Origin of the sequence: Streptococcus equinus (genome assembly GCF_049393735.1) — a bacterium.
Classification (GTDB): Bacteria; Bacillota; Bacilli; order Lactobacillales; family Streptococcaceae; genus Streptococcus; species Streptococcus equinus_G.
Genome location: NZ_CP185946.1, coordinates 114,020 through 132,633 on the forward strand (window position 1 = coordinate 114,020; position 18,614 = coordinate 132,633).

Here is an 18,614-nt window from a genome sequence, read left to right on the forward strand (position 1 = left end):
TTTTTTGATGACTTTTGCAATTAAAAAAATTGATTTTTGTCATCTTTAGCTTGTGACAAATGTCTGGTGATAGCGCTTTCTTTTTCTGTTAATATTATTTCTGTTGAATGTTGAAGCTACTTCGACAAATTTCAATAGGAGAAAGGACTTATGAAAAAAGAACAAGAAAAGAAATGTGTTAACTGGTTTATGCACAAACGCGGTAAACAATGGATTTATGGCTGTGGTGTTTTAGTTTGTGGTATGGTCTTAGGAACTGTAGCTACACCTGCTTTGGCGGATGAAGCTGTTTCTTCATCAACAGAATTAGTAGCGATTACAAACACAAATTCAGACAACACAAGTACAGAACAAAAAACTGAAGTTGGTCAAGAAGTACAACAACCTGCTAATCAGGTAGAAACTCCTGTTACAGAAAGTCAAACACCAACTGAACAAGGAGTTGTTGAAGAGCAAAATCAAAACGTCACAGAAGAAAATCAAGTAACAGAAAACCAAGATGTTACACAACAAAATCAAGTGACTGAAAATCAAGAATCTACAACTGAAACTTCAGACGATGCTCAAAAAACTGAGACAGCAGATGCTGAAGAAAAAGTTGATGTGACTGATTCACTTAAACAAAAAGCTGACCAACTTAGCGAGAGTGCCGAAAAAACTAAAAAAGCCCTTTCTGCTAATTTGACTAAGAAAAAAGAAAGTAACTATAATACAAATCTTCAAGGCTTGAGCTATGATGCAAATGTTTGGGAAGTTCGTGAAGATGGTTTGTATAGTAATGCTGTTGGAAAAGGTGATAACTTCCTCTTTTCAACATCAACAGGTAAAAATTTTGTCTTCCAAACAGATGTAACATTCTTACAAAATACAGGTGCAGCTTCACTTGTTTTCCGTTCAACTGGTGATGCTCAAAATCTAAAAGGTTATGTTGTAAACCTTGACGGAAATTCACACAAAGCAAGATTATGGCGCTGGGCTGAAGGAAATCTTATCAATGATAAAGAAATCCCAGCAAGCTCTGACAATAAATATTTCTTGAAAGTTGTGGCAGCTGATGGTTGGATTTCATACTACATTAATGGTATTTTAGTCGCAAACTTGAGTGACTACACTATCCAACGTGATGACCTTGGTCAAACAACATACATCAAAGATGGTAATTTCGGTCTTTTGAACTGGAATGGTGAAATGATTTTCCAAAATACTTTTTACCGTGAACTCACTGATCAAGAATTACCACTTCTTAAAGATGTGACAGTTACTTCAAAAAATGGTCCAGTTGAACCTAAGGGACAATTCTTCCCAGAAGGTGCTGTTTATATCCAATACGTATCACATGATGCCTCAACTGTAGACTTAAGTTTTGATACCAATAACCCATCTGCAGTTATTAAAGTGACAGATGCTCAAGGCAATGTCTACTCAGATCCAAGCGATATTCCAGTATCAGTTGGTGCTAACTACCTCACAGTAACAAGTACTTACACAGTAGATGGTTATGAAGTGACATCAACTTATCGTATCAATGTTCACCGCCGTCAATCAGCAGAAGTTTACTATAATGAAAACTTCCGTGACCAATATCACTACTCTGTTAAAGATGGCTGGGCAAATGACCCTAACGGATTGGTTTACTACAATGGTGTTTATCACATGTTCTACCAATTCTACGATGATATTCAATGGGGACCAATGCACTGGGCACATGCAACAAGTACAGATTTGATTCATTGGGAAGATCAACCAATTGCATTCTATCCAGACTATAACGGGGCAATGTTCTCAGGTTGTATCGTAGCTGATAATAACAACACAAGCGGTTTGTTTGACGGTAACAAAGGTGGCTTGGTTGCCTTGATTACAGCTGATGGTGAAGGTCAACGTATCAAAGTTGCATACAGTAAAGATGAAGGTAAAACTTGGCAAAAACTTGATGAAGTTGCGGCTGACTGGACAACTGACCCATTACAAAACCGTGATTTCCGTGACCCTAAAGTCTTTCGTTGGGAAGGTAAATGGTTCATGGTTCTTGCAGGTGGACCACTTCGTATTTACTCATCAGACAATCTCCTAAATTGGTCTGTTGAATCAACATATCCAGATCTTCATACAGAATGTCCAGACCTTTATCCAATCATGGCAGAAGGTAACACAGTGAAATGGGTTCTTTCTCGTGGTGGACGTTACTATAAAGTTGGTGATTTAAAACAAGTTGATGGACACTGGAAATTTGTTGCGGATGCTGATTACCAAGAATCAGATGGTATCATGAACTTTGGTAAAGATTCATATGCTGCAATGACTTACTACGTACAAGATTTTGGTACTAAAGCTAATCCTACACTTCCTCAAATTATTGAGCTTAACTGGATGAATACTTGGGACAACTATTGTAACCTTGTAGCTGAACGTGTTGGTCAAAAATTCAATGGTACATTCAACCTCAACTTGGCACTTGGTCTTGTCAAAGACGGTGATAAATACGTTCTTACTCAAACACCAATTAAAGCGTACGAAAGCTTGCGTGATGTAGACCACAAAGTCGAATACAAAGACGTTGTTGTTGGTAAAGATAATGACCTCTTTAAAGACTTCTCAGGTGATACTTATGAAATTGTAGCTCACTTTAAACCAAGTGATCAAACAACAAAAGTTGGTTTCAACCTTCGAGTAGGTCCAGGAGAAGTAACTAAGGTTTACTACGATTTGCAAACAGGACGAGTTGCTATCGACCGTAGTCAATCAGGAATTATCCTTGATTTGCAAACAGGACGAGTTGCTATCGACCGTAGTCAATCAGGAATTATCCTTACAGAGCTCTTTAGAAATATTGATAGCCAAGCAGTAACACGCAATGCTGATGGAAGTATCGACCTTCACATCTTTGTTGACCGTGCTAGTGTTGAAGTCTTCACAAAAGGTGATACTGTTGCAGGTGCCAACCAAATCTTCACATCACCTCAAAGTCTTGGTCTAGGTGTCTTTGCTGAAGGTTATGAAGCTAAAGCAGATATTGCTCTTTACCCATTGAAGAGCATTTGGAAAGATAAAGTTGAAACTAATGAACCACAAAGTATTGTTCCTGCATCTGCTAAGAATGTCAGAATGAATGTTGGTGACAGCACAGTAGTTAAAGCTTACGTTTCTCCAGCAGTTGCTAGCCAAGATTTGCTTTGGTCAATTCTTAACGATGGCAATGTATCAGCAGAAATTTCTGGTAACCAAGTCTTTGTTAAAGCACTTAAGAAAGGTCAAGTGATTGTTAGAGCACAATCTAAATCTAACCCAGCAGTTTATCAAGATTTCGTTCTTGATATTCTAGAAGATAACTTCAAGACAAATGTTAAAAATGTGAAAGTCTTTGCTGGTGACTGGCATGCTGACGGTGAATCATTGAAAGTTGAAAACCATGGCTCAAACGATATTTACATGGCAGCCGATAAGATGCCATACGAAAACTATCAAATGGATTTGGATATCAAATATGGTCGCGGAATTGTAAATATCTTCTTTGCTTCAGGCAATCCAGATGCTAACAATGCCTACACAATCCAATTCGGTGGAAATAACTCTGTTCGTTTGTTCCGCTTCTACGGTGATACTATTGCAGAATCACCAATGACAGCAGCCATTAACGACAATCAATTCCACCACGTTCGTTTGGTGAAATCAGCAAATGCTATTCAAGTCTTTGTTGATAATCAATTGGCAATGTCTTACACATTTGATCAAGTTGAAGACTTCTTCAATAATCCATATCTTGGTCTAGGTCTTTGGGATGGAGAGCTTGAGGTTCAAAACTTCTTCGTAGTAGATTTGGATGCTAAAGAACCAACACAAAGCGAAGAAAATGGTGGAGTCGTGCCAACAGATCCTCAAACACCGGAAGAAACACCTTCAGAACAAGCAGTTGCAACAACTACATTGGCAGCTAAAGCGCCTGCTAAATCAGTCAAAGTTGCAGATGCTAAAGCTCCAGTTATTCCAAAATCTGCGGTTGTTTCAGAAAGTGTCTTACCACAAACTGGTGAAAAAGATAATCATCTTGCTGGACTTGGTATTGTATCAATCCTAGCGGCTATGGGAGCATTCTTTGGACAATTCTTCAAGAAAAAAGAATCATAATATTTAGGATATCAGGGAAATAAAAGAAAGGAGAACACTTGTTTTCCTTTCTTTTTTGTCATCTTGCTAGGTGTCAATCAAGGTCAAATTGTCTAGACATTTTAAACATGCTATAATACTTGTATATTATCGGTTGAGATTTTTGAGTAAGTAGAGAAGGTAGGGAATGAAAAAAGGAAAACTTATAGCATTATTAGTAAGCGTTTTTATTGCGCTGCTAACGATGCTTGGCATTTATCTTCATTACAAATTGGTTCCTTATAATGAAAATCGTGTCAAAATCGGGGCAACTTATATGACCATGAACAATGATTTCTATAAGGTTCTAAATAATGAAATTGACAAAATTGTAGAGGAAAAAAATGATATTCTCTACACACGAGACCCAGCGCTTGATGTTAATAAACAAACTCAGCAAGTGGAACTGTTTATCAAAAAAAGGGTCAATATTATTATCATCAACCCTGTTGATGCCAATAGTAAAAAGTTGATTAAAGCTTTGAAAAAAGCTAAGGAAACAGGAATTAAGGTTGTGGTTGTGGATAGTCAGCTTTCAGATAATTCTCCAGTTGACACGACGATTGTGTCTGATAACTATCAAGCTGGTGTTTTATGTGCGCAAAACCTTATGCAGACTCAGTCAAGTGCCAAAATTTTACTTTTAGAACACCAAAAAGCGGTGTCTGCGGTAGATCGTATCAATGGTTTTTTGACGACAATCAAGGGACATGATAGCTATCAAGTTGTTGATAGAAAAGATTGTTTGGGTCAGACTGAGGTTGCCATGCCACAAGTTGAGTCAGTTATCAATTCTGGGGTAGATTTTGATACGGTCATGGCGCTTAATGATCAAGTTGCAATCGGGGCACTGGCTGCTATTGAGAATATGAAAGTTACAGCTCCTGTTAAAATTTACGGTGTTGATGGCTCGCCTGACATGAAAAACTTATTAGCAACAACTAGCTCTATTCAAGCTACCGTTGCACAATCACCTTTGACCATTGGTGAGAAGGCTATTCAAGCTGGGTATCGACTTTATCATGATAAAAAAGTAGATAAAGAGATTGTTATTCCAGTTGAATTCATGACGAGTGAAACTGTCTTAAATAGTGATTTAACGGGGTGGCAATAATGAAAATTTTAAAAAATGTTGAAGTTGCCAAACGTGCATTGTTAGTCATTAATTTTATGGCGGTGCTTTTTTACAGTTCTGTTTATCTGTCAGCGACTAAGTACATTATTGAAAATAATTTCAGTCGCTCGTTGCTAGAAAAAATCAATATTATTCCAAGTTCACCTGAGCGAATTTTTTGGCTATCCAATTTATTTTTTATTGGCTTACTTTTGGTGATGTATGTCAGAAATCGTGAATTTGAAAAAGAAACTAAGGTGCGTGACTGGCTGGCAGTTCTTGAAATCATTTTGCTGTTTGCAACTTTTTTTGCTTTGCAATTATCCTATAACGGCTTGATTTTATTGGTTTTCATGGATATTTTCTTTTCATATACAGACTTTTACACGTTTCGTGAAAAGAAAGCTTGGCTGCTTTTTATTGTAGCTAGTTTTGGTTCGCTCTTACTATCAAATTATGATGTGTTATCGCTTTTGGTGAGAACACCAGCTTTGGATGTTTACATTAATTTCTTCCCAGCAAGTACACGTCTTGTGATTTCGTTCATCAAGAATGGGCTGGTGTCACTTAATATGATTGTCTTTATCATTTCGTTGATGACTTATATTATTTATTCAGTGACAGAAAATCATAAGATTGAGGAAGAGTTATTGATGGCTGCGCAAGCCAATACGCGTTTGAAAGAATACGTTGCGGTATCTGAAAAGATTACTGAGGATAGGGAACGTAGACGTATTGCGCGTGAAATTCATGACACGATTGGACATGCTTTGACGGGGATTTCGGCAGGGATTGATGCCGTGACGGTTTTGATTGACCTTGACCCAGAACATGCTAAAAAACAATTAAGCAGTGTTTCAAATGTTGTTCGCGAAGGGATTGTTGATGTTCGACGTTCTCTTAATAAGATGCGACCAGGTGCTCTTGAAAATCGTACGTTGAAAGATGCTCTAGAAAAGATGCTTTCAGAGTACCAAGAGCTGTCACACTTGCAAATTGATTTGAATTATCACTGGGATAATGTGGATTTTGATAAGACTAAGGAAGACGTTATTTTCCGAGTTATTCAGGAATCTGTGACGAATTCTTTGCGACATGGTCGTGCAACCAAGATTAAAATTAGCATGCTCAGTGAGAGTGATTATGTTTTATTGATTAAGGATAATGGAACAGGAAGTGAAAACATCAAGTATGGTTTTGGCTTAACGCAGATGACAGAACGTTTAGCTATTATTGGTGGTCGCGTTGCCTTTTCTGGTAAAGATGGATTTTCTACAACGATTCATATCCCTAAAATACAAGGAGAAGAAGGATGATACGAGTACTTATTGCAGATGATCAGGAGTTGATTCGTGAATCTTTGAAGATTGTTTTGTCAGCTTATCCTGATATTGAAGTTGTTGGTGCTGTGAGTGATGGAACAGAGGTTCTAGAAACTCTGCCAACGAGCAAACCTGATGTTATTTTGATGGATATTCGTATGCCAAAAATGGATGGTGTTTTGTGTACCAAAGCAGTTAAAGAAAACTATCCAAATATCAAGGTTATCATTTTGACGACATTTGATGATGATGATTTTATCTACAGCGCTCTTAAATATGGTGCGACAGGTTACATGTTAAAAGGAACATCAATGGATGATTTGCATGATGCTGTTGTAACCGCCAATGAAGGACGTGCCATGATAAACCCTGATATTGCAACCAAGGTTTTTAAATTATTTTCACAAATGGCTCAATCAAATTTTGCTATCCAAGTTGACGATGACTTGGTTCATGACATTAGTAAAATGGAATGGCGTATCATTCAACAAATCGGTTTTGGTTTGTCAAATAAAGAAATTGCTGCGAAGTTGTATTTGTCAGAAGGAACGGTGCGTAATTATCTTTCTAACATTTTGTCAAAACTCAACTTGAGAGATCGTACGCAGTTAGCGATTTGGGCGGTTCAGACAGGCGTAACGCTCAAATCATTTGAGGATGATGACCATGACTAAACTAACCAAGATAAAACTTTGGATCTCAGCGATTGTTCTTTTAAGTGCTTGTATTGGTGGTTATGTCTATTATCAAATGCAACAAAAGACAATTTTAAAAATTGGTGTCTATGCTGGCAGCAGTTGGGATGTACCAAATGGTAATGATTATAAAGTGATTGATACAGCTATTAAACGCTTTGAAAAACTCCATCCTAGTGTCAAGGTTGTCTACGAAAGTGGGATTTCAAAAGCCGATTATTCAACTTGGTTGACAGATCAGATTGTAGCTGGAAAACAACCTGATGTGTTTATCGTGCCAGAAGATGACTTTAACCTTTTGTCATCAACTGGAGCTCTTTCAAATTTGGACAGTAGTATCAGCACTAGTTTTTACGATTCCATTTTTTATAATTCATCTTATCAAGCAGGAGAGTATAATCATAGCCATTATGCATTACCGTTTGAAAGTAATCCAACCATGATGTGTATTAACATTGATCTTCTTGAAAAAGAAGGCATTAGCATTCCAAAATCAGGTTGGACGGTTGATGATTTTTATAATATTTGTAAACAAGTAACTAAGGATACAGATGGTGACGGGGTCATTGATCAGTATGGTTGCGTTGGCTATACTTGGCAGCAAGCTGTTGCTGCTTATGGCGCAAAACTTTTCAATGAAACAGGTAGCAAAGCGTATTTTGATAGTGAAAAGGTTAAAAAAGCATTGGGCTTAATCACTCAACTAAAAGCTTTAAATGGAAATTATGAAGTGACAATGAAAGACTTTGATGAAGGAAAAGTTGCCTTCATTCCAATGTCATTAGCCATGTATCGAACTTACAAACCTTATCCGTACCACGTTGCCAAGTATTCAACATTTTCATGGTCTTGTGTAACTATGCCAGCCAGCCAAAAAGGTGTTGATGCAACGCAAGTTTCAACATCACTTTATGCAATTTCATCAAAAACAAAACATCGCAATGCAGCTTGGCAATTTTTAAAATTCTTGTGTACAGATGAAAAAGTTCAACAATCTGTCTTTAATTACTCTCAAGGAAGTTCAGTTTTGAAATCTGTTATGCGTAGCCAAGCAACAGAAGATAAATTGAAAGAAGATGGCTTTGGTTCTGAGTCATTAACTGTTTCAACACTAGATTCCATGCTTAGCCAAGGTGTGACTAAACCAACCTTTAAAACTTACAACAGCGTGATGAATCAAGCGGATTACATTATCAATAAATCTCTAGCTAATAACAGTATTGATAGTGATTTGTTTGCTATTCAAAAGGAAATTGAGGATAGTTTAAAATAAAAAAGAAAGTCTGGAATAAATTGTTCCAGGCTTTTTTCATGTTTTCTAAAAATGACATTTGTCATTTTCAATATGGCGATTGTCATTGCCATGATATGACAATCGAGAGTGTGAAAACGCTTAATACATTGATAGAATAATAGACAGATAAGGAGAGATAAAACTATGAAGTATTTACTACTGGTGAGTCATGGTGGTTTTGCAGAAGGTCTCAAAACTTCTTTGGCTATGTTCGCTGAAGATAAGATGGACCAAGTCATTGCAGTTGGTTTGAAAAACGGCAAAACTGTTGATGATTTTGCGCAAGACTTCAGACAAGCCATTTCAGGTTTGACAGCTGAAGATTCAGTTATCGTTCTTGCAGATATTGTTGGTGGTAGCCCACTTACAACAGCTTGCAGTGTTTTGGACGAACTTGGCAAACTTGATGACGCTGTTATCCTAGGTGGTATGAATTTACCAATGGCAATTACCTCAGCAGTTATGAAAGATATGCTTGAGGGTGACGCTTTTGTTCAAGCTGTTTTGCCAGAAGCTCAAGCAGCTCTTCAAGAATTCAAAATTGCTTCAGATGATGAAGAAGACGACATTTAATAATTAAAAAGGAGATTAACAATGACTGTTTCATTTGTACGTATTGACGACCGTATGATCCACGGCCAAACTGTAACACGCTGGGCAAAAGAATATCCATGTGATGGATTGATTGCCGTAAACGATGCCGCTGCAAGCAACAAAGTTTTGACACAAGCTTATAAAGGTGCTTCAGACAAGAAAACTTTTGTTTGGACAGTAGATGCCTTTGGTAAAAAATCACAAAAAGTTTTGGATTCAGATACAAAATATTTTGTTATCACTAAAAACCCAATTGACATGAAAAAACTTTTGGTTGACCAAGGGTTTGTTCCAAGCGATGTTAAAGAAATCATCGTTGGCCCATGTAACGATCGTCCAGGTGCTGTAAAACTTGGTAATAACCAATCGATCACACAAGAAGAAGCTGATGCAATTGAAGCAATCGAAAAAGCAGGTTACAAAGTTAAATTCCAACTTCTACCTGATGTTTCAATCGGTTACTGGTCAGATTTCAAATCTAAATTTGGTTATTAATATTGATAGTTTATCTAGAAGCTAAGGCTTCTGATGACTTAATAAATTTTTTTAATAATATAGGAGAAGAAGTATTATGGCAATTTCTTGGTTCCAAGCAGCCTTATTAGGTTTGTTTGCATGTTTGTCTTCAATGCCTGGTCTTGGTGGTACAACCATTGGTAACTATACTCTTGGTCGTCCATTAGTCGGTGGTCTTGTCTGTGGTCTTATTTTAGGAGATCTTAAAACAGGTATCATTTGTGGTGTGGCAATGCAATTGGTTTACATCGCACTTGTAACTCCTGGTGGTACAGTTTCAGCCGATGTGCGTGCTGTATCTTATATCGGTATTCCTTTGGCAATGGTTGCTATCCATTCACAAGGTTTGTCAGCTGACTCTGCTGATGCAGCTAACTTGGCTAAATCAATGGGTACTCTTGTAGGTACTGTTGGTACAGTTCTTTTCTACGGAACAGCTACAATGAACCTTGTATGGCAACATATTGGTTGGCGCGCTGTTGAAAAAGGAAACTTTAAACAACTTTACAAAGTTGACTGGCTATATCCTTGGGTTTCACACATCGTCTTCTCATTCGTTCCAACTTTGATCATGTGTAAACTTGGTGCAACTGCCGTAACAGCAATGAAAGATGCTCTTCCAATGGATGGTATCCCAATGAAAACCCTCTTCACAGTCGGTGCTTTGCTACCATGTGTCGGAATCGCAATTCTTTTGAAACAAATTGTTGAAAAAGCTATTGACTTTATTCCATTCTTTGTTGGATTTACTTTGGCGGCTTCACTTGGTTTGAACTTGGTTTCATGTGCAGTTATTTCATTGATCTTTGCAGTATTGTTCTACGAACTTGAAATGGCTAAACATGTAAAAGCAACTGCAGCAGCAGATGACTTTGACGATGATGAGGAGGATATCTAAGATGGCTCAAAAAAAATTAACTAAGAAAACTTTAATGAAATCTTTCCATCATTGGTACTATGGTAACTTGACATGTTTCTCACAAGAACACATGCAAACATTTGGTTACCTAACTTCTATGCTACCAATCGTGGAAGAATTATATGATAACAAAGAAGATCAAGCACGTTCAATGCAAACATATACAGCATTCTTCAATACCGAACCTCAACTTGGTGCCCTTATCGTTGGTATCACAGCAGGTCTTGAAGAAGCTCGTGCTAATGGTTCTGAAGAAGTTGACGACGAAACAATCAACGGACTTCGTGCAGGTCTTATGGGACCAGTCGCAGGTATCGGTGACTCTCTTGTCGTTGGTACTTTGATTCCAGTTATCTTAGGTATTGCCCTTGGTCTTTCAACAGGTGGTTCTCCAATCGGTGCAATTTTCTACATCGTTGTATGGAACTTGCTTGCATACCTTGGTATGAAATTCGCATACTTCAAAGGTTATGAACTTGGTGATAAAGCCGTTGAATTCCTAGTTGGTGCTCAAGGTCAAGCTATCCGTAAAGCTGTATCAATCGTTGGTGGTATGGTTGTCGGTGGTGTTGCCGCTACTTGGGTATCAGTTAAAACTTCATTCCAACTTGGTAACCCTAAAAACCCATACTTGGTTCTTCAAGACAAATTAGATGCCGTTTACCCAGGTTTCCTAACAGCATTATTCATCGTATTCTGCTGGTGGTTGATGGCTAAGAAAAACATCTCACCAATCAAAGTTATGCTATTGCTCGTAGTTATCGCCTTTGTCGGTGTACTTGTTGGTTTCTTCAACCCAGGTTTGTCTTACTAATTTACATACTTCTAGAGGAGAAATATCATGACAAAATCAGAACTTATCAGAGGTTATGAAACTGAAATAGCTTATCAAAAACATATGCTTGAAAATTTAGGTCGTTGGTTGACTTTACTTCTAGCAGTAACGAGTTTAGGATTTTTACTCATTTATTTCTTTAACAAACAAATCATTTTGCTAATTCTCGGTTTTGTCGTGATGATCCTTGGAAGTTTGGGCATGTTAATATTTGGCTATGGTATCTACCATGGTAAGAAAAATCTTGCCAAAGTTATTGACGATTTTGAAACAAAACTCCAATCATTTTAAATCAAAATGTGTAAACTCTTTTTAAAAACTATTCTGAAATAACAATACAAAAAATTACAATTACTTACTCAAACATTCAACATAAAAAGGTTCCTAGTACGTAATCTCCTTGCTAGGAATCTTTTTATGTTTTATTTTTCTGAATTTTAAAAATATATTGACAAACACTAAGAGATAAAGGCGAATTTAGAGTAATAAATACAATCGTTTACGAATATAAAAGAGAGGACTGTGCAAAAACACATATTAAAGTATTTGATGTATTGTGAAAGGAAAAGTTGTATGAATAAGAATGAGAAAATAGGGGAACTTTATAAAGAATTACGTTTGGCAAGGGGGCTTAAACTTAAGGATATTGCTACTAAAAAACTTACCGTTTCGCAACTTTCAAAATTTGAACGGGGACAGTCTATGTTGTATGCAGATAGATTTTTATTAGCAATTTCTGGATTAAATATGAATTTCGCTGAATTTGCACACGCTATGGATGACTACCAGCCAAATCGTTTAACTATTTTTGCAGATAAACTTTTTACAATATTTATTTCACAAGATGTAGAAGGCTTTAAAAAGTTTTTAGAAGAAAAAGATGGGGATAGAACAATCTATGATTTTATTGAGAGGATTATCATTAAAAATAATATTAAATCCATAGAAAAAGAATATGAAATTTCCTTTTCAGAAATTGAAAGATTGACACAGTATTTTTATAGTATAGAAAATTGGACTGCATATGAATTGTATGTATTTGGGGCAACAGTTTCACTTTATAGTACTTTGGATTTAGTTTTTTTAGGTAAAGTTTGCTGTGAGAGAAGCAAAAAATTTAGACAGTTGGATAGTTATGTTAAACAGTACAGAAGTACACTGGCTAATCTCATTTCTGTTTTAATTAGTAGGAATGAATTAGTTTATATTAATTTTTTTATTACTGAGCTAGAAAATGATTTACGCTACTCAGATTTATTTGAACATGCAACGTTGAATTTTTTTAAGCTTTATTTAGAGTATCAAGAATCTGCTGTAAAAGATAAAAAAAGGATTATACAACATCTTCAAGCTATACGAACCCTTGGCTGTACAGAATTAGCGGCTTCATTTGAAGAGAATTTTAATCAGTGGATAAAAAAGATTTAGGGTAATTTTTTATTTCAATATTTTAAACCTTTTTGCCTAATAGTATTACATTAATCAATAGGTGTGTGGACATCAATTGTAAAATTAGAAAATGAAGATGGCAGTAATTATCAAATTTGCGAAAATAATAAAATGGACTAATTTTTTGATATATTTGTTTTTACAAGTACTTGTGAAATTAATTTTTAATATGTCTATGTTAAGGGAAAAGATTATGAAGAAATTATTTATTCTAAGTTCATGTTTATTGTATTTGAGTTGTTCAACAGTATGTTTTGCGGACGATGTGATAAGTGAAAGTGATTTGTTTACTCCACAGGAAATTCAACAATGGGAAAATGAGGCACTTGATAAGCTTGAAGAAGCACCGATTGTTTTTGATAAGGAAGAAAATGACCTTGCTAAAGAAAATAGTGCGACTATTTCAGGTATCAATGGTAAGAAGTTAGGAACTTGGTCGTGGAGAGATGGAGTCATTTGTATTACAGATTCTCATGCTAAAAGTCCTTTATTTAACAATGGTCATGCGGGTATTGTGGCTGCAGCACCATACTACGATAGTGTAATTGAAGCAAATCCTTCAGATGGTGTTCAGCCTAAGTATGGAAGCTGGGGTTCTCGCTTTTCGGGAAATACAGTAGTTCAACTAGGTGTGAAGTCAACCACAGTAACACAAGATAGAAAAGCTGCACAGTGGGCAGCTAAGCAAATTGGAAAACCATACAATAAATCATTTACTAATATTAATACTAGAAGTAGCTTTTATTGTTCACAGCTTGTTTGGGCAGCATATAAGGATACCACAGGAGTTGATATCGGAACAGCAGCGTGGGGAACAGCTATTCATCCATTTGAATTAGTAAACAATAAAACACAAGTTATCTATAGAAATAGGACATCATAATGAAAAAGAAATCTTGGCTAATTTTATTAGCGGTGGTTGTTTTGGGATTATCGGGTTGTCAGAGTAAGGCAACGAGTAAGCCAGCAAAAGCATATGATTTGGCAATTTCGCACGGCAATCGGATTACGACATTTAAAACTGATAACAATCAGCTGGAAAAGGTTGAAACACGACAATTATTTGATAAAAATCTTGGCATTTGGCAAGAACGCTTGCAATGTGTTAAAGGCAGGTTATATGGTAGAACCCATGAATCCGCGGATTCATATCAAGTTTATCTATTCGATATAGAACCCAAAACTTTAAAAAGTAAATTGACTAAAGTTGGCGGTAATGACATCTATGGTTCAACTAGTGATGGAGAATATATTTACACAACTGCCGTTTTCTTAGGACATACTGATTTTTATAAATACGATACCAATCTACATCAAGTTGCTAAAAAAACAATTAAAGAAGCGGGTGTAATGAATCTCACCAATGAAATCATTTTTGTTGGCGACACTATTTATGTGCTTGTGGGCTCTGTGGACAATGAGACCGGAACTAGCTCTAATTATCTATGGGTGATGAATAAGCAGCTAGAAATTCAAGATAAAATTGATCTCAACTATACCGAGGGTGGTTATTTTCGAATGGTTGAAGCAGACGGGAAACTTTATATGACAGCTGCTAAAGAGGGGATTCGTGAGGATGGTGAGCCAGATGGCGGGCAACATATTCTTGTATATAATCTTGCAAACGGTGAAATTAGTCGTATTGAAACTGAGTTTGAATACCCAAAATTTATTTATTATGACAAGTCTCGTCATCAATTGCTAGTTCTTCATGACCCGCTCTATGTTGCTGATTACACTTGGACAATCATTGACTTAGAAACCCTTTCTCAGACCCAACTTACTTTCCCAGAAATTGCTTTGGGAATCCAAGAAGTCTTTTTCACGCAGAGAGATTCAGATTACTACTTTTTATTTAATGAACATTTAGTAAAATACTCTGCGGATACACAAGAAAAAACGGTTTATGATTTATCAAAATATGACATTGATAATGCAGATGCTGTTATTTTTAGCAAGTAAAGCGGGAGTATATGCCTTCATTTGGAGATAAAATTTTATTTTTCTGAATTTTAAAAATATATTGACAAATAGATAAAATAGGGGTAAACTGTAAACAATCAAAAACAATTTACGCAATTCAATACCTAGCACTCATTGATTTGTGAATCTTAACAGGAGAAAATAGTATGCTTAAAAATTCGTCTATTCTGACTAAAAAACTGAATCGATACTATTACTTTAGTTTCTTTAGATAGACGTTTGTAGCCAATCATGGATGCAAACGTCACCTGCGTTTGTATCTATGAAGCTAAAGCATTTTGACTGTTTTGAAAAAGCCGATTAGATACTTAGAGATCTAACTGGCTTTCAGGTATTTTTTACTTTTTGTATACGCCAAAAAACCAGTTAGACTTTTGAGTTAGCTGGTTTTTATTGTGGTTGATTTAGGAAAAATTATTAATATCTTGTCTTTTGTTAAGTAAGGCAAGCTGGCAAAAAGTAAAGGTAGGTCATTATGAAAAAATGTTTAGCAGCTTTGATGGCTGTCATGTTAGCCGCGCTCACCTTAGGTGGATGTTCATCATCAAAAAATGCAAATAAAGATGTGGTTCATATTGGGATTCTTCAGTATGTGGAACACCCTTCTCTGAGTGCAGCTCGCAAGGGATTTGTCGCTGAATTGAAAAAAGAAGGTTATGTTGATGGGAAAAACCTTAAATTAGATTATGAAAATGCTCAAGGTGACCAGTCAAATCTTCAAACCATTTCAACAAATTTGTTGTCAAATAATGATTTGATTTTAGGGATTGCGACACCGGCTGCGCAAACATTGTCAAATCTATCAACAGATGTTCCGGTGTTGTTTACAGCAGTAACGGACCCAGTATCAGCAAAATTGGTCAAGACTATGGAAAATCCTGAAGGCATTGCCACAGGAACAAGTGACATGTCTCCAATTTCAAAACAGGTGGAACTACTGCAAAAAGTCATGCCTAACGTGAAAAAAGTCGGCATCATGTACACCACTAATGAGCGTAATTCAGAGGTTCAAGTTGAAGAAGCACAAAAAGAATTTGCTAAAGCTGGAATTGATGTTTTGACAAAAGGAATTTCATCAACAAATGATGTACAGGACACAGCCAAAAGTTTGATGAGCCAAACACAAGTCCTTTTTATTCCAACAGATAACATGATTGTCAGTGCGATTTCGCTAATCACAGAATTATCAAAAGAAATGAAAGTTCCTGTTGTCGGTGGTTCAGCAGATATCGTTGAGCAAGGCGTGCTCTTTACTTACGGTGCTAACTACGAAGCGCTTGGCCGCCAGACGGCAAAATTAGCTGTGCGTATCATCAAGGGTGAAGATGTTAGCAAGGTTTCAGCAGAATACCCTAAAACACTTAATGTTGTTGCAAATGATGACATGGCTAAAACGCTTGGCATTGATTTGACTAGCATTAAGGATGAATCAACAGAAGCCTCTTCTGAAGAGACACAAACAACTACGACAGATAGTCGCAAGACAACAACAGCTACTCCTAAAAAAACTAGTCAGTCTGATAAGAAAACGTCAAATGCTTGGCTTGATATTATCCTAACTGCTATTTCACAAGGACTCTTGTGGGCTATTATGGCGATCGGTGTATTCATTACATTTCGTATTTTGGATATTGCTGACCTTTCAGCAGAAGGTTCATTCCCTCTCGGAGCAGCTTCAACAGCAATCATGATTGTCAATGGTATTAATCCGTTGATTGCGACTATTGGTGGTTTTGTTGCTGGTATGCTTGCAGGTGCGGTAGCTGGGTTCTTGCATACTAAGATGAAAATTCCAGCACTGCTAACAGGGATTATCGTTTTGACAGCTCTTTATTCTGTTAATCTTTTGGTTTTAGGAAGTGCCAATGTGTCACTAGCTGGGCAAACAACTTTGGTTACAGTACTGACATCAGCACTTAGTCTTTCAAAACTTAATGCTGTGATTTTGATTGGTGTGATTTTTGTAGCTTTGGTGATTCTTTTACTTGTTGTGTTGTTGAACACGCAACTTGGGCTCGCTCTTCGTGCGACAGGAGACAATCTTGCTATGGGTGAAGCAAATGGGATTAAAGTTGACCGCATGAAAATCTTTGGTTACATGATTTCAAATGGCTTGATTGCTCTTGCAGGCTCACTTTTAGCACAAAATAATGGCTACGCTGATATGAATATGGGAACAGGAACAATCGTTAACGGCTTGGCATCTATTATCCTTGCGGAAGTTATCGTCAAATACTTGCCGCTTGGTAAACGTCTCTGGTCAATCGTTCTTGGTTCAATTTTGTATCGTTTGGTTCTTGTTATCATCTTAGCCATGAACGTGGATGCTCAAATGCTTAAACTAGCGTCAGCAGTTCTTCTTGCTCTTATTCTCTACGTTCCAGAAATCAGAAATAAACTTCATATTAAACCCTCAAAAACATTGACACCAGGAGGTAACGAATAATGGCACTTTTAAGCTTATCAACTATTCATAAAACATTTGAAAAAGGTACGGTCAACGAAAATCACGTGTTACGTGGTCTTGATTTGGATATTGAACAAGGGGATTTCATCTCTGTCATTGGTGGAAATGGTGCTGGAAAATCAACGCTGATGAATTCTATTGCAGGCGTTGTTGAGATTGATGAAGGAGATATCGTGCTTGATGGTCAGTCAATTCGAAAAGCGTCTGTTGCTGCACGTTCAAAAGATATTAGCCGTGTTTTCCAAGATCCACGCATGGGAACAGCGACGAATCTAACCATTGAAGAAAATATGGCAATTGCCTACCGTCGTGGTAAAAAACGCAGTTTCTTCAAAAAATCAATCACAGAAACAGAACGTCAATTGTTCAAGGAAAAATTAGCCGAGCTTGGTTTAGGTTTGGAAAATCGCATGAAAACAGATGCGGCATTTCTATCAGGTGGTCAACGTCAAGCATTGACTCTTGCTATGGCGACCTTGGTTCGACCAAAAATTCTTCTTCTTGATGAACACACAGCCGCGCTTGACCCAAAAACGAGTGACATGGTTATGCAGCTGACTAAAAAAGTAGTTGAAGAACAAGAACTTACAACCTTGATGATTACTCACAACATGGAACATGCTATTGAGTATGGTAACCGTCTGGTCATGCTTTATCATGGTAAAATCGTTGTTGATGTTCGTGGCGAAGAAAAGAAAAATCTCACCGTTGCTCAACTTATGGACCTCTTCCACAAAAACAGTGGTCAAGTCCTAAATGACGATGCTCTGGTCTTGGGATAAAATAGTAAAAGCTGAGCAAAACTTCCTTTTGACAATGAGGAAATAGGCTCAGCTTATTTTTGATAAATAGTGTTTTTTTCTTGACTATTTCTGACCAAGTGTTAGAATAGTTTTTGTAGATATTAGCACTCTAGTACAAAGAGTGCTAACGATAATAAAAATATTGGAGGCAAAAGCATGTTGAAACCATTAGGTGACCGTGTGGTCTTGAAAGTTGAAGAAGAAAAAGAACAAACAGTTGGTGGTTTTGTCCTTGCTGGCGCAGGCAAAGAAAGAACTCAAACAGCAACTGTTGTAGCTGTTGGTACAGGTGCTCGTACATTGACAGGTGAATTGGTAGCACCAAGTGTTGCAGCTGGCGATAAAGTTATTATCGAAAACGGTGCAGGTGTCGAAGTAAAAGATGGTGAAGACACTGTGACTATCGTTCGTGAAGCTGAAATTTTAGCCGTATTGGCGTAAGATAGATTAATAAAATAGTATATTAATAGAAATCAAACA

Annotated in this window: 16 protein-coding genes; all 16 read left to right on the top strand. The window is 36.8% G+C overall.

Annotation, left to right across the window (positions count from 1 at the left end; all coding sequences use genetic code 11):
- The first annotated feature begins 150 nt into the window (after positions 1–150).
- The 16 genes from ACNTMY_RS00770 (at position 151) to groES (ending at position 18,575) form a co-directional block, all read left to right on the top strand.
- Positions 151–4,125: a GH32 C-terminal domain-containing protein gene (locus tag ACNTMY_RS00770; RefSeq protein WP_423216301.1), complete on the top strand. Its 3,975-nt coding sequence runs from the start codon at positions 151–153 to the stop codon at positions 4,123–4,125.
- A gap of 166 nt (positions 4,126–4,291) precedes the next feature.
- Positions 4,292–5,257: a sugar ABC transporter substrate-binding protein gene (locus ACNTMY_RS00775; RefSeq protein ID WP_423216302.1), complete on the top strand. Its 966-nt coding sequence runs from the start codon at positions 4,292–4,294 to the stop codon at positions 5,255–5,257.
- On the top strand, positions 5,257–6,573 hold the full coding sequence (locus tag ACNTMY_RS00780; protein WP_423216303.1) for a sensor histidine kinase: 1,317 nt from the start codon (positions 5,257–5,259) through the stop codon (positions 6,571–6,573). Before ACNTMY_RS00775 ends, ACNTMY_RS00780 begins: the two co-directional genes overlap by 1 nt.
- The gene (locus tag ACNTMY_RS00785; RefSeq protein ID WP_009853257.1) at positions 6,570–7,253 is read left to right on the top strand and encodes a response regulator transcription factor; all 684 of its coding nucleotides are present in this window, start codon (positions 6,570–6,572) and stop codon (positions 7,251–7,253) included. The genes ACNTMY_RS00780 and ACNTMY_RS00785 overlap by 4 nt, the downstream gene beginning before the upstream one ends.
- Entirely contained in the window at positions 7,240–8,547 is a 1,308-nt protein-coding gene (locus tag ACNTMY_RS00790) for an ABC transporter substrate-binding protein (RefSeq protein WP_423216844.1), read from the top strand. The genes ACNTMY_RS00785 and ACNTMY_RS00790 overlap by 14 nt, the downstream gene beginning before the upstream one ends.
- A 165-nt stretch (positions 8,548–8,712) precedes the next feature.
- Positions 8,713–9,141, top strand: coding sequence for a PTS sugar transporter subunit IIA (locus ACNTMY_RS00795; RefSeq protein WP_003067864.1), 429 nt, complete (start codon positions 8,713–8,715; stop codon positions 9,139–9,141).
- A 21-nt stretch (positions 9,142–9,162) separates the two neighbouring features.
- Positions 9,163–9,657: a PTS system mannose/fructose/N-acetylgalactosamine-transporter subunit IIB gene (locus ACNTMY_RS00800; RefSeq protein ID WP_009853259.1), complete on the top strand. Its 495-nt coding sequence runs from the start codon at positions 9,163–9,165 to the stop codon at positions 9,655–9,657.
- 76 nt (positions 9,658–9,733) lie between these two features.
- The gene (locus ACNTMY_RS00805) at positions 9,734–10,576 is read left to right on the top strand and encodes a PTS mannose/fructose/sorbose/N-acetylgalactosamine transporter subunit IIC (RefSeq protein WP_134775798.1); all 843 of its coding nucleotides are present in this window, start codon (positions 9,734–9,736) and stop codon (positions 10,574–10,576) included.
- Position 10,577: 1 nt separating this feature from the next.
- Complete coding sequence (locus ACNTMY_RS00810) at positions 10,578–11,411, top strand: PTS system mannose/fructose/sorbose family transporter subunit IID (RefSeq protein WP_423215134.1); 834 nt, start codon at positions 10,578–10,580, stop codon at positions 11,409–11,411.
- A 27-nt stretch (positions 11,412–11,438) separates the two neighbouring features.
- Entirely contained in the window at positions 11,439–11,723 is a 285-nt protein-coding gene (locus ACNTMY_RS00815) for a hypothetical protein (protein ID WP_021141460.1), read from the top strand.
- A gap of 282 nt (positions 11,724–12,005) precedes the next feature.
- Positions 12,006–12,860, top strand: a complete 855-nt coding sequence (locus ACNTMY_RS00820; protein WP_423216304.1) for an Rgg/GadR/MutR family transcriptional regulator — start codon at positions 12,006–12,008, stop codon at positions 12,858–12,860.
- Between the two features lie 97 nt (positions 12,861–12,957).
- On the top strand, positions 12,958–13,764 hold the full coding sequence (locus ACNTMY_RS00825; RefSeq protein ID WP_423214270.1) for a YiiX/YebB-like N1pC/P60 family cysteine hydrolase: 807 nt from the start codon (positions 12,958–12,960) through the stop codon (positions 13,762–13,764).
- Complete coding sequence (locus ACNTMY_RS00830; protein ID WP_423216305.1) at positions 13,764–14,843, top strand: hypothetical protein; 1,080 nt, start codon at positions 13,764–13,766, stop codon at positions 14,841–14,843. The genes ACNTMY_RS00825 and ACNTMY_RS00830 overlap by 1 nt, the downstream gene beginning before the upstream one ends.
- A gap of 496 nt (positions 14,844–15,339) precedes the next feature.
- Positions 15,340–17,310 carry an ABC transporter substrate binding protein gene (locus ACNTMY_RS00835; RefSeq protein ID WP_423216306.1) on the top strand — a complete coding sequence of 657 codons (1,971 nt, stop codon included), beginning with the start codon at positions 15,340–15,342 and terminating at the stop codon, positions 17,308–17,310.
- The gene (locus ACNTMY_RS00840) at positions 17,310–18,113 is read left to right on the top strand and encodes an ABC transporter ATP-binding protein (RefSeq protein ID WP_024344513.1); all 804 of its coding nucleotides are present in this window, start codon (positions 17,310–17,312) and stop codon (positions 18,111–18,113) included. The genes ACNTMY_RS00835 and ACNTMY_RS00840 overlap by 1 nt, the downstream gene beginning before the upstream one ends.
- Positions 18,114–18,290: 177 nt before the next feature.
- Positions 18,291–18,575 carry a co-chaperone GroES gene (gene groES, locus ACNTMY_RS00845; protein ID WP_021141467.1) on the top strand — a complete coding sequence of 95 codons (285 nt, stop codon included), beginning with the start codon at positions 18,291–18,293 and terminating at the stop codon, positions 18,573–18,575.
- Positions 18,576–18,614 lie beyond the last annotated feature (39 nt).

Excerpts from the sequence above, each read along its gene's own strand:
- ACNTMY_RS00835 (WP_423216306.1), top strand. The coding sequence starts at position 15,340 with ATGAAAAAATGTTTAGCAGCTTTGATGGCTGTCATGTTAGCCGCGCTC.
- ACNTMY_RS00790 (WP_423216844.1), top strand. The coding sequence starts at position 7,240 with ATGACCATGACTAAACTAACCAAGATAAAACTTTGGATCTCAGCGATT.
- ACNTMY_RS00770 (WP_423216301.1), top strand. The coding sequence starts at position 151 with ATGAAAAAAGAACAAGAAAAGAAATGTGTTAACTGGTTTATGCACAAA.
- ACNTMY_RS00785 (WP_009853257.1), top strand. The coding sequence starts at position 6,570 with ATGATACGAGTACTTATTGCAGATGATCAGGAGTTGATTCGTGAATCT.
- ACNTMY_RS00775 (WP_423216302.1), top strand. The coding sequence starts at position 4,292 with ATGAAAAAAGGAAAACTTATAGCATTATTAGTAAGCGTTTTTATTGCG.
- ACNTMY_RS00810 (WP_423215134.1), top strand. The coding sequence starts at position 10,578 with ATGGCTCAAAAAAAATTAACTAAGAAAACTTTAATGAAATCTTTCCAT.
- ACNTMY_RS00840 (WP_024344513.1), top strand. The coding sequence starts at position 17,310 with ATGGCACTTTTAAGCTTATCAACTATTCATAAAACATTTGAAAAAGGT.
- ACNTMY_RS00820 (WP_423216304.1), top strand. The coding sequence starts at position 12,006 with ATGAATAAGAATGAGAAAATAGGGGAACTTTATAAAGAATTACGTTTG.
- ACNTMY_RS00780 (WP_423216303.1), top strand. The coding sequence starts at position 5,257 with ATGAAAATTTTAAAAAATGTTGAAGTTGCCAAACGTGCATTGTTAGTC.
- ACNTMY_RS00815 (WP_021141460.1), top strand. The coding sequence starts at position 11,439 with ATGACAAAATCAGAACTTATCAGAGGTTATGAAACTGAAATAGCTTAT.
- ACNTMY_RS00805 (WP_134775798.1), top strand. The coding sequence starts at position 9,734 with ATGGCAATTTCTTGGTTCCAAGCAGCCTTATTAGGTTTGTTTGCATGT.
- ACNTMY_RS00830 (WP_423216305.1), top strand. The coding sequence starts at position 13,764 with ATGAAAAAGAAATCTTGGCTAATTTTATTAGCGGTGGTTGTTTTGGGA.
- ACNTMY_RS00825 (WP_423214270.1), top strand. The coding sequence starts at position 12,958 with ATGGCAGTAATTATCAAATTTGCGAAAATAATAAAATGGACTAATTTT.
- ACNTMY_RS00795 (WP_003067864.1), top strand. The coding sequence starts at position 8,713 with ATGAAGTATTTACTACTGGTGAGTCATGGTGGTTTTGCAGAAGGTCTC.
- ACNTMY_RS00800 (WP_009853259.1), top strand. The coding sequence starts at position 9,163 with ATGACTGTTTCATTTGTACGTATTGACGACCGTATGATCCACGGCCAA.
- groES (WP_021141467.1), top strand. The coding sequence starts at position 18,291 with ATGTTGAAACCATTAGGTGACCGTGTGGTCTTGAAAGTTGAAGAAGAA.